Annotated in this window: 13 protein-coding genes; 5 read left to right on the top strand and 8 right to left on the bottom strand. The window is 62.8% G+C overall.

Annotated elements, in window-relative coordinates:
* The first annotated feature begins 59 nt into the window (after window positions 1–59).
* Genes M0639_RS08685 through M0639_RS08675 form a run of 3 tightly spaced genes read left to right on the top strand, consistent with a single transcriptional unit; the run spans window position 60 to window position 2,289 of the window.
* On the top strand, window positions 60–860 hold the full coding sequence (locus M0639_RS08685; protein WP_047268912.1) for a crotonase/enoyl-CoA hydratase family protein: 801 nt from the start codon (window positions 60–62) through the stop codon (window positions 858–860).
* Window positions 857–1,717 carry an EamA family transporter gene (locus M0639_RS08680; RefSeq protein WP_042453112.1) on the top strand — a complete coding sequence of 287 codons (861 nt, stop codon included), beginning with the start codon at window positions 857–859 and terminating at the stop codon, window positions 1,715–1,717. The genes M0639_RS08685 and M0639_RS08680 overlap by 4 nt, the downstream gene beginning before the upstream one ends.
* 44 nt (window positions 1,718–1,761) lie before the next feature.
* Window positions 1,762–2,289, top strand: a complete 528-nt coding sequence (locus tag M0639_RS08675) for a gamma carbonic anhydrase family protein (RefSeq protein WP_003941993.1) — start codon at window positions 1,762–1,764, stop codon at window positions 2,287–2,289.
* 40 nt (window positions 2,290–2,329) lie between these two features.
* Here M0639_RS08675 and M0639_RS08670 read toward each other — a convergent pair whose 3' ends face one another.
* From M0639_RS08670 to M0639_RS08640, 7 genes are all read right to left on the bottom strand, one after another.
* Window positions 2,330–3,316, bottom strand: coding sequence for a pirin family protein (locus tag M0639_RS08670; RefSeq protein WP_058038176.1), 987 nt, complete (start codon window positions 3,314–3,316; stop codon window positions 2,330–2,332).
* A 20-nt stretch (window positions 3,317–3,336) separates the two neighbouring features.
* Window positions 3,337–3,810 carry a MarR family winged helix-turn-helix transcriptional regulator gene (locus M0639_RS08665; RefSeq protein ID WP_007728410.1) on the bottom strand — a complete coding sequence of 158 codons (474 nt, stop codon included), beginning with the start codon at window positions 3,808–3,810 and terminating at the stop codon, window positions 3,337–3,339.
* On the bottom strand, window positions 3,797–4,891 hold the full coding sequence (locus M0639_RS08660) for an LLM class flavin-dependent oxidoreductase (protein ID WP_007728412.1): 1,095 nt from the start codon (window positions 4,889–4,891) through the stop codon (window positions 3,797–3,799). Before M0639_RS08660 ends, M0639_RS08665 begins: the two co-directional genes overlap by 14 nt.
* Window positions 4,892–5,038: 147 nt before the next feature.
* The gene (locus tag M0639_RS08655; protein WP_003942006.1) at window positions 5,039–6,571 is read right to left on the bottom strand and encodes a DHA2 family efflux MFS transporter permease subunit; all 1,533 of its coding nucleotides are present in this window, start codon (window positions 6,569–6,571) and stop codon (window positions 5,039–5,041) included.
* Window positions 6,568–7,038, bottom strand: a complete 471-nt coding sequence (locus tag M0639_RS08650) for a MarR family winged helix-turn-helix transcriptional regulator (protein WP_003941890.1) — start codon at window positions 7,036–7,038, stop codon at window positions 6,568–6,570. Before M0639_RS08650 ends, M0639_RS08655 begins: the two co-directional genes overlap by 4 nt.
* A gap of 89 nt (window positions 7,039–7,127) precedes the next feature.
* On the bottom strand, window positions 7,128–8,093 hold the full coding sequence (locus M0639_RS08645) for an NADPH:quinone oxidoreductase family protein (protein ID WP_064074184.1): 966 nt from the start codon (window positions 8,091–8,093) through the stop codon (window positions 7,128–7,130).
* Between the two features lie 79 nt (window positions 8,094–8,172).
* Window positions 8,173–8,829, bottom strand: coding sequence for a TetR/AcrR family transcriptional regulator (locus M0639_RS08640; RefSeq protein WP_003941871.1), 657 nt, complete (start codon window positions 8,827–8,829; stop codon window positions 8,173–8,175).
* Between the two features lie 65 nt (window positions 8,830–8,894).
* On the opposite strand from M0639_RS08640, the gene M0639_RS08635 reads away from it, so the two are divergent.
* Both M0639_RS08635 and M0639_RS08630 read left to right on the top strand, forming a co-directional pair.
* The gene (locus M0639_RS08635) at window positions 8,895–9,884 is read left to right on the top strand and encodes an NAD(P)-dependent alcohol dehydrogenase (RefSeq protein ID WP_007728421.1); all 990 of its coding nucleotides are present in this window, start codon (window positions 8,895–8,897) and stop codon (window positions 9,882–9,884) included.
* Between the two features lie 44 nt (window positions 9,885–9,928).
* Window positions 9,929–10,687, top strand: coding sequence for an acyl-[acyl-carrier-protein] thioesterase (locus tag M0639_RS08630; RefSeq protein ID WP_007728423.1), 759 nt, complete (start codon window positions 9,929–9,931; stop codon window positions 10,685–10,687).
* Here the strand turns inward: M0639_RS08630 and M0639_RS08625 are convergent.
* A complete protein-coding gene (locus tag M0639_RS08625; RefSeq protein WP_003941897.1) occupies window positions 10,684–10,884 on the bottom strand; it encodes a hypothetical protein in 201 nt (66 codons plus the stop codon). The genes M0639_RS08630 and M0639_RS08625 overlap by 4 nt on opposite strands.
* Between the last annotated feature and the right edge of the window lie 11 nt (window positions 10,885–10,895).

The raw sequence follows: 10,895 nt of genomic DNA, 5'->3' as shown, positions 1-10,895 counted from the left end.
ATTGCGAAATCCTGTGGTGAGAGACTGAGCTCAACTGCCATCGACAACCAGGAGCACCCATGAGCGACGCCGTACTGATCTCGCGAACCGGCGATGTGGTCACGTGGACCCTCAATCGCCCGGACACCCGCAATGCGATCTCCGAGATCGACATGATCGAGGCCCTCGAAGACGCAGTCACCGCGGTCAACCGAGATCAGAGTGTGCGCACGGTCATTCTGACGGGGGCCGGATCGGCCTTCTCCTCCGGCGGCAACGTCAAGCACATGCGAGACAAGGAGGGCATGTTCGGTGGCGCACCCGGCGAGATCCGCCAGGGCTACCGGCACGGCATCCAACGCATCCCGCTCGCGCTGTACACGTGTGAGGTGCCGACCATCGCGGCGGTCAACGGCCCGGCCATCGGAGCGGGCTGCGACCTCTCACTCATGTGCGACCTCCGCATCGCCTCGACCGCCGCAGTCTTCGCCGAGAGTTTCGTCAAGGTAGGACTCATTCCCGGCGACGGCGGAGCGTGGCTGCTCCCCCGCGCGATCGGCAACGCCCGCGCGGCCGAGATGGCGTTCACCGGTGAACCGATCGATGCTGCGAAGGCACTCGACTGGGGTCTGGTCTCGCAGGTGACCGAGCCCGAGGAATTGCTTTCCGCTGCGCACGCTTTGGCAGCTCGAGTAGCCGCCAATCCCCCGCAGGTACTCCGCATGACCAAAAAGCTCCTCCGCGAGGGCCAGCACCAGAGCCTCGAGAGCTTGCTCGAACTCTCGGCCGCCATGCAGTCGATCGCCCACCACACCCGAGATCACCACGAAGCCGTCGCCGCGATGCTCGAGCGTCGAAGTCCCGAGTTCACCGGAGAATGAAGGCCGGCAGTCAGCTACTGCCGGTCGGAGCAGTCCTCACGTCGATACTGTCGCTCCAGTTCGGAGCGGCATTCGCGACGACACTGTTCTCGCAGATCGGGCCGGCCGGAGCCACGACGCTGCGGCTGACGATCGCCGCGATCATCCTCGGCGTAATCGTCCGCCCGCGATGGAGCAGATGGTCGAACCGGCAGCGCAAAGGCATCTTCGCGCTGGGCATCGCCCTCGCCGTGATGAACGGCGCCTTCTACCTCGCCCTCGACACGGTGCCCATCGGAACGGCCGTCACCATCGAGTTCCTCGGACCGCTCACCCTGGCCGCAGTTCTGTCTCGTCGGTGGGCCGACGGAGCATGGGTGCTGCTCGCCTTCGGCGGAGTGTTGCTGCTCGGGTTGGGCGATCACGGCGAATCCGGCTTGGACCCGATCGGGGTGATGTTCGCGTTGATCGCCGCTACTGCGTGGGCCGGATACATCGTGGCCGGTTCCCACCTGGCCGCGACGCTCCCGAGCGCCGACGGGTTGGCAGGCGCAAGCATCGTCGCGGCCGTATTGACGCTGCCCTTCGGCGTCGTCTCGGGAGGAAGTGAACTGCTGGATCCGACGATGCTCGCCGCAGGCGCAGCCGTCGCCGTCCTCTCGTCCGTCATCCCGTACAGCTTGGAAATGTGGGCGCTGCGCTCTCTAGCCAAGAAAGTCTTTGCCGTCCTCATCGCCCTCGAACCCGCAGCGGCCGCACTGGCCGGAGTCCTCGTGATCGGGCAAACGCTCGACGCGTTCACACTCGTGGCCATCGCACTGGTGGTGACCGCGGGCGTCGGCACAGTCGTCATGAATCGAAAACCCACAGCGAAGTAGTCCAGGTACCGTCAGAGCACGTCATTCCAACGCACAGGAGAACCATGACCAACCCGATCATCGCCACCGTTCTCGGTAACACCCCGCAGATCGACGAAAGTGCGTTCATCGCACCCAACGCCACCGTTGTCGGCGCGGTGACCATCGCTGCGGGAGCCAGCATCTGGTACGGCGCGGTTATCCGCGGCGACGCAGAATCGATCTCCATCGGCGCTGACACCAACATTCAGGACAACTGCACCGTGCACGCCGACCCGACGTTCCCCGCAGTGCTGGGCGAACGAATCTCGGTCGGCCACAACGCAGTGCTGCACGGGTGCACCGTCGAAGACGACGTTCTCGTCGGCATGGGTGCCGTGGTGCTCAACGGCGCACACATCGGCTCGGGGTCACTGATTGCAGCCGGCGCCGTCGTGTCTCAGGGGATGCAAATCCCACCTGGATCACTGGTCGCCGGCGTGCCCGCCAAGGTCAAACGTGAACTCTCCGAAGGCGAAAAGGCCGGTATCACCGCCAACGGCGCCGGCTACATCATGCTCGCGAAGGCTCACCAGGACATCGAACAAGCCTGATCGAAACGACGCTCGCGGCCGGTAGCAGCAAGAGCAACGACTAGCCTCGGGGCCGCAACGTACTGTTCGGCAACTCGGGTGCCGGGAGCGCCGGACCGTCGTATCCCGGCACGACGCCGAAACGCCGGTCCGGGACGCTGCCGTCGAATCCGGAGGCAAGCTCGGCCTGCCACTTGCGTCGATACTCGACGATCTCTGCGTGTGTACGGCCCATGAAGTTCCACCACATGATGACCTGCTCGCCCAACGGTTTCCCGCCGAGAAGTAGCAGTCGAGCCGGTTCGGATCCCGGATTGCGCAAAGTCAGTTTTCCGAAACCCGGTGCTTGATAACCCAACTCGGCCCAGCCGACAGTGGTACCACGCAGAACAACCGATCCTTGATCGACGATCACGCCGTGCTCATGTGAACGATCGACATCGAGGGCGATCTCGGCCCCAGGATCGAGAATCACCTCGGCACCGAGTAATTCGGTGAAGGTAGACACCGGAGACGTTTCACCGGCGAGCGAACCGAGGAACACACTGAGCGTGACACCATCGGTGGTCACCGGCTCCGGTCGATAGTGAACGAACGCGGGTGCGGTATCGCGCGCCGCATCCGGCAGGGCCACCCACAACTGCATCCCGTGCAGAACCTTCGTATTCGGCGTCGACACCTCGGAGTGCGCGATCCCACTCCCGGCCGTCATCAGATTCAGTTCACCCGGCCGCACCATCGCATGGGAACCGATGCTGTCACGGTGCTCGATCTCTCCGGTGAACAGCCAACTCACCGTCTGCAAACCGGTATGCGGATGCGGCGGCACATGCATGCCCGGTCCTGAGCCGACGTCATCCGGACCGTAATGATCTGCAAAACACCATCCCCCGATCAGCGAACGCTCGCGTTGCGGGAGGGTGCGTCGCACTCGCATGGCCCGCGGGCCACCGAGCGGTACGTCGCGCGGGGTGAGGATCTGAATCTCGCTCTCCGCCGGATGGCCTTCGCATTCCTGCTCGACGGGCTGCGCTTCGAGGTTGCTCATATCGTCCATCCTGCCTCCAGTCATGACTGCGCGAGACGCAGACGCGTGCACAATTCGGCCAACAGTCGAAGTTCATCCGCGTCCAGGGCCGGTCCGACGTGGCGGCGGATGCTCGCGGCATGACGGCGACCCACTGATTTCTGCAGCGCTGCACCCGTTTCGGTGAGTTGCACGATCGTCCCGCGGCGATCCTGTGGATCAACACTTCTCGTTACCAGACCTTCGCCCTCCAACCGTTCCACCAGGCGACTGAGCGAAGGCTGGCTCAGCAATATCTCCCGATTCAGGTCATGCAAGCGAAGGGAACTACTCGGCGCAAGACTCAGCGTGAACAGCACGTCGTACTCGCGCATCGACACCTGATCCCAGACGTCATCGGCAGAGAGCCGCCGCATCACCGACACCTGGGCGCGAAACAAGGCTTCCCAGGCGTCGGTGGCGAGTTCGGTGGTGCTGACCGGAACCTCAGGCGGTTGCTCGTCAGGCAGTGACACTGCTTGCCTCACGAGCCGCCTTCATCGACGCGTGAGTGGGCGGGTTGTCCGGCACATGTGCTGGCCGCCTGGCCGCGAACTCACGGCGCAGAACCGGAACAACTTCCTCACCGAGCAGATCGAGCTGCTCGAGCACCGTCTTGAGCGGCAGCCCGGCGTGATCCATCAGGAACAGCTGGCGCTGGTAGTCGCCGAAGAAATCGGCAAACGCCAACGTCTTCTCGATGACCTGTTCAGGGGAACCGACGGTCAGCGGCGTCTGCTCGGTGAACTCTTCGAGTGAGGGCCCGTGGCCGTACACCGGAGCATTGTCGAAATACGGACGGAATTCCTTGACCGCGTCCTGACTGTTCTTGCGCATGAAGACCTGACCACCGAGACCGACGATCGCCTGATCCGCGGACCCGTGGCCGTAATGCTCGTAACGCCGGCGGTAAAGATTGATCAGCTCGATGTAGTGCTCTTTCGGCCAGAAGATGTTGTTCGCGAAGAATCCGTCGCCGTGATACGCCGCGATCTCCGCGATCTCGGGGCTGCGAATCGAGCCGTGCCACACGAACGGCGCGACGCCGTCCAGCGGGCGCGGTGTGGACGTGAATCCCTGGAGTGGAGTGCGGTACTCCCCTTGCCAGTTCACGACCTCCTCGTCCCAGAGCCGGCGAAGAAGTTGATAGTTCTCGAGCGCCAACGGGATACCGGCGCGAATGTCCTTGCCGAACCACGGGTACACAGGCGCGGTGTTTCCGCGACCCATCATCAGATCGACGCGCCCCTCGGCGAGGTGTTGAAGCATCGCGTAATCCTCGGCGATCTTCACCGGGTCATTGGTGGTGATCAGCGTCGTGGACGTGGAGAGCGTGATCTTCTCGGTCTGGGCCGCGATGTATCCGAGCATCGTGGTCGGAGATGACGGCACGAACGGCTTGTTGTGATGCTCGCCGGTCGCGAAGACGTCGAGACCGACTTCCTCGGCGTGCTTGGCGATGGTCGTCATGGCCTTGATGCGCTCGTGCTCTGTCGGGGTCGCCCCCGTCGTGGGATCAGTGGTGACGTCACCGACCGTGAAGATTCCGAACTGCATGGTTGCTCCTCCGCGAACTAGATCCATGCGTTTGCATGTAACTGATCAAACATTCAACCATCCAGCTGTATTCCACGGCAAAAAGGTGAGGGCGGCACACAAGATGTGTGCCGCCCTCACCTGGACGAACGATCTACCGAAAAGCGGTCAGTGCATAACGATCGGCGTTGCCGTCTCGCCCTCGGCCACCGGCCTGGTGGTCTTGCTCCGCGGCAGGAAGAACGCCGGGATGAGGGTCAGGACGATCAGCACAGTGGCAACGAGGAAGGTGTTGCCGAAAGCGTCCGACGCCGCACTGAGAATCGAATTCGCAGCAGACTCCTGCGGACTTCCCGGCTCGGTCGGAATGTGCGAGGCCGCACCGACCATCGTCGTATCGAGGCCACGATCGAGAAGCTGGTTGGTCAAGACCACCGACATCACGGCGGTACCGATCGAACCTGCGGTCTGCTGAACGATGTTCATCAGAGTGGAGCCGCGAGCGATCTGCTCGTTGGAGAGCGTCACGATAGCTGCGGTCATCAGCGGCATCATGGTGCAACCCATACCGAGGCCCATGACGAACAAGGCGCCCATCAGCAGCCACGTCGGGGAATCCGAGGCAACCTGTGTGAACACACCCAAACCGATGAGAATCAGCGGCAAACCGGTCAGGACGATCTTGCCCGGGCCGATCTTGTCGACCAGTCGACCAGCGATCGGCATGGTGACCATAGCGCCCAGACCCTGCGGAGCCATCAACAATCCGGCCGCGAGCGTGGTGTGACCGCCGACCTGGATGAAGTAGCTCGGGAACAGCAACCCGGCGCCCATGAACGCGACGATGAACAGCGACGTCGTGATGACGGCGGTGGTCAACTGACGGTTCTTGAACAGGTGCAGGTCGATCAGCGGGTGATCCTTGTTGAGCGCGTGGAACACGAAGGCGATGATCAGCGCCAGACCGATACCGGCCGACACCAGAACCCGAGCCGACGCGACGGTTCCCACCTCAGGGATGGACGACACACCGAACAGGAACAGCGCCAGGCCGGGCGACAGCAGGATCATGCCGAGGAAGTCGAAGGACTCCGAAGGCTTCGCCTTGTCGGACGGCAGAATGATGAACGCAGCAGCCAGAGCGATGATGCCGATCGGCAAGTTGATCAGGAAGATCCAGTGCCAGCTCGCGGCCTCGATCAGCCAACCACCGAGAATCGGGCCGCCGATAGGACCGAGCAGCATCGGGATACCGAGAACTGCCATGACACGACCGACACGGTCCGGACCGGCGGCCCGGGTCATGATCGTCATACCGAGCGGCATCAACATGCCGCCGCCGAGACCCTGGAGCACGCGGAAGCCGATGAGCGAGGTGATGTCCCACGCCATCGCACAAGCGACCGAACCGAGCACGAAGAGCACCAGGGCCGTCATGTAGAGGCGCTTGGTGCCGAAACGGTCGGCAGCCCAACCGGTAACCGGAATGACCGTCGCCAAAGCGAGGGTGTAGGCCGTCATCGTCCACGCGACGGTGGCGTACGAAGTTTCGAAGTCCTCGGCAAAGGTGGTGAGCGCGACGCTCACCACGGTTACGTCGAGAATCGACATGATGGCGCCGAGCACCACCACGGAAGCGATCTTGAGGACCGCCCCGTCAAGTTTGTCGGACGCCGGTGCCGGCGCGTTCGGCGATGTCATCGCGAAGTCTCCTGGTTAAGTGCTCGCAGATAGTCACCCGCGAGAATGGGCTTGAGAGCCTCGAACAAACGAATCCGCTCTGGCTCAGGAACACGCGACGCGAATTCGCGAAGCTGGCCGCGCTTGCACTCGATGTGGTTGGTCGTCACCTTACGACCGGCCTCCGACAAGGAAACCCGCTTGACGCGTCGGTCCCGCTCGTCTTCACGGCGATCGACCAGACCCATGTTCACGAGCTGATCGATGTTACGCCCCGTAGCTGCCACCGAGAGCCGAAGCTCGTCGGCAACCTCGTTGATCGGGATCGCCGCATCACGTTGTGCAAGTACGAACAGCACACGCACCTGAGAGAACGAGAGATCCAGTTCGATCAACGCATCGATCGACTCCGAATCACCGGCGCTCATCAGGCGAGTGAACAACTCGTCGAGTGCTCCATACAGGTCATCAGAATCGGAAGCGATCACCTGGCAAATGGTAGTGCGGTTGCAACTATTGCCCAAATGAAAACATGTTGCAACTTATTATTTGGTGACCACCATCACGTTGCGAAGAATCATTCCTGCAGCAAGATGGCCTTTCCGAGAACTTTGCCGCTTTCGAGATCAGCCAGGGCAACTGCTGCGTCGGCAAGCGGATACCGTGCCTTGACCAGCGGACGCAAGCCGTTTCGGACGTGTTCTACCAGCGATGCGTGTATCTCGGCTACCGCCTCGGGATTGGTACGCGTGAACTCACCCCATGCCGCGCCGACAATGCTGATATTGCGAAACAGCACCCGGTTCACCTTTATCTCGGGAATACCGCCGCCGGCGAATCCGATCACCACGAGTCGTCCTTCGGGTGCCAGAACCCGGACCGCGTCGTCGAACGCATCGCCGCCCACCGGATCCACCACGATCTGAGCGCCGACGCCGTCGGTCAGTTCCCGAATCCGCTCTCCCCATCCCGGAGCCAGCGCGACCACCTCGTCGGCACCGAGCTCACGCAAGAAGTCATCGACGCCCTCGCGTCGTACCACGGCGATCACCCGGGCACCGTGCGCCTTGGCCAGCTGGATGGTTGCCGTTCCGACTCCGCCTGCAGCGCCGAGCACGACGACTGTCTCCCCCGCGACGATCTTCGCGCGACGAGCGAGCGCGAACTCCATCGTCTGATAGTTGATGATCAGCGAAGCCGCCTCGTCGAAGGCGAGTCCGTCCGGAATTCGGAGTACCTGCGCCGGGTTGACGGCAATCCGCTCTGCATACCCACCCAGATACGCGGCCGCGAGAACACGATCGCCCGGAGCGAAACCCGACCCTTCCGGCGCGGAGACCACGACGCCCGAGATCTCCGCGCCGGGAATGAACGGCGGTTCCGGGCGGATCTGATACTTGCCGTAGGTGATGAGCAGGTCCGGAAAGCAGACGCCACTTGCCTTCACATCGATGAGAACAAGACCTTCGGCTGCGGGCTCGGGAACCTCCTGCGCGACAATTCCTTCGGGACCGGACAGTTCCGTAACCACCATGGCGCGCACAGAAAGCTCCTCTTCGGGACATCTGAAGTCTGGACCGGTAACCCGGTTTTCTCGACTTTAACCCGGTACTCACGTCAGATCATCGTTCGCTCCCGATGTGCAGACGTTCGAGTCCGTCGAGAATCAGATCGAGACCGAAAGCGAATTCGGCGGCGTAGCTGTATCCCGGAGCAAGGACGTGCTCGGTGGTCAACTCGGCCAGGTGCGGATACTGACCGCTCTCGAACGAGCCCATGATCGCCTTCGCCAGTTCCGTCGTTTCCTGCGCTGTTTCGAACGGCAAGCTCACTTCTTGCAGCACGAAGCCGTAGATGTACGCATCCATGATCGAAAAGGCATGCGCAGCAAGGGCGACGGGAAAGTCGGCGGCGCGTAGCGTTCCGATGACGGCATCGTGGTGGCGCAGGGTCGCGGGACCAGGCGTCGTTCGGGACTCCATCAACGGAGTTGCCCACGGGTGCCTCCCCAACACTTCCCTTGTCGATACCGCTCGCACGTGAAGTTCCGTGCGCCACGGGCGTCCCGGCGTCGGCAGATCGATCTCCGCGAAGACCGCATCGACCATTCCGTCGAGCAGATCCCCCTTGTCCGAAACATGGTTGTACAGAGACATCGCTTCGACGCCCAGTTCGGTGCCCAGCTTCCGCATGGTCATCGAATCGATTCCGACGGAATCGGCAAGCGCGACAGCAGCGTGTACGACGTCGTCTCGGGTCAATCTTGCGCGCTTCTCCACGTTGACAGAACTTACACCGTAAGTGCAATACTTACGCTGTAAGCATTCGATGAACGGAGACTCGCATGCCGAAGGAACTGATGACCGCCGTCGTACAGGATCGCTACGGCGAGGCCGACGTTCTCTACGTCGACCACATTCCGCGCCCCACTGTCGCCGACAACGAAGTGCTGATACGCGTCGAGGCCGCGTCCGTCGACCGCGGGGCATGGCATCTCATGGCCGGACTGCCATATCCGTTGCGCCTCGCGGGTTTCGGGCTGCGCAGACCTAGGAACCGAGTTCGCGGACTGGACGTGTCCGGCCGAGTCGAGGCCGTCGGCAGTTCGGTGACCCGCGTGGCAGTCGGCCAGGAGGTGTACGGGATCGCGGTCGGTTCGTTCGCGGAGTACGCACGCGCACTCGAGACGAAGATTGCCGCAAAACCTGCCCGGTTGTCGTTCGCACAGGCAGCAGCGGTGCCGGTCTCCGCCCTCACAGCGTTGCAAGCCGTGCGCGACCACGGCCGCGTGCAGGCGGGCCAATCCGTCCTCGTACTCGGCGCATCCGGTGGCGTCGGTATCTACGCGGTGCAGGTGGCAAAAGCCATGGGCGCTCACGTCACCGGCGTGTGCAGCACCTCGAAAACCGATACCGTCCGCTCCATCGGTGCCGACGAGGTTCTCGACTACCGCGTCGACGACGCCACCGACGGATCGCATCGGTACGACGTCATCATCGACACCGGCGGCAACCGCCGACTGCGAGATCTTCGACGGGCGCTCACACGCACCGGAACGCTGGTGATCGTCGGCGGCGAGAACGGCGGACGGTGGCTCGGCGGAACCGATCGCCAAATACGCGCACAGTGCTTGTCTCCGTTCATATCTCAGAAAATGGGCACCTTCATCGCTTCGGAGAACGCCGACGATCTGGAGGTCCTGACGCAGATGATCGACGCAGGTGACATCACCCCGGTGATCGACTCCGTTCACCCCCTTGCCGACACCGCCGTCGCCGTGGCACGAATGGTCGACGGCTCCGGCTGCGGAAAGCAGATAATCGCCACTCGCTGAAAAGCCTGACAGAATCGGCTCACTCCAGCGAACAGGAATCTCACGTGAACCCAGATCTCACGCTCGCGCAACAGCCGGACCGAGGACCGATCTTCGTCAAGTCCCGCCCGGTCCGCACCGGCGACATCGACGTCGCCAAGCAGGTCAGGCTCGACGCCGTCGCCCGCTACCTGCAGGACATCGGCAACGACAACATCGAGGCCGCGGGAGCCATCGACACCCATCCGCTCTGGATAGTGCGTCGTACGGTCGTCGACGTCGTACGCCCGGCGATCTGGCCGGAAGAGTTGACGATGACTCGCTGGTGCTCCGGCTTCTCCACGAGATGGGCGAACATGCGTGTGCGCTTCGACGGCAGCAACGGCGCGCTGATGGAAACCGAAGGCTTCTGGATCAACATCAGCGCCGAGTCGGGCATGCCCACGCGGATGAGTGACGACTTCATGCGGCCACTGGAGGAATCCACCGACGAGCATCGCCTGAAGTGGAAGCGTGTCCTCGCCGAGAACGCACCGGAGGCGGACGACGCCGGTGTTCTGGACACGCCGTTCGCTCTGCGCGCCACGGATATCGACCCGTTCGACCACGTCAACAACGCCGTCTACTGGCAGGCAGTCGAAGAGGTCCTCAGCGCTCGCACCGAACTACGGACAGTTCCGCATCGAGCACTGATCGAGTACCTCTCCCCCATCGTCTCCAGCGACGACGTCGTCCTGCGCAGCCGCGTCGACGACAAGACCGTCACGGTCTGGTTCCTGGTCGGCGAAGCGCTCCGCGCAGTTGCGCAGGTGAGCGCCCTCTAACGCAGTTTCTGGGTCGCGACAGCCGCGACACCGAACACCAACGCAAGAAGAATCGCGGCCCAGAAACCGAAGAGCCACCACACCACGCCGAACACGACCACTGCCGGGGCAACGGTGATGAAAGCGATGGTGGGGCTTTCGCGTACCACCTCGAGTGCAGTTCGGGCATTAGTTCGATCGAGCTTCTTACCGGCCATCGAAAACCTCC

This window comes from Rhodococcus qingshengii JCM 15477, assembly GCF_023221595.1.
In the GTDB taxonomy this organism is placed as follows: Bacteria; Actinomycetota; Actinomycetes; order Mycobacteriales; family Mycobacteriaceae; genus Rhodococcus_F; species Rhodococcus_F qingshengii.
Note: the sequence above shows the minus strand (reverse complement) of the source record. Positions and strands in the feature narration are given on the sequence as shown.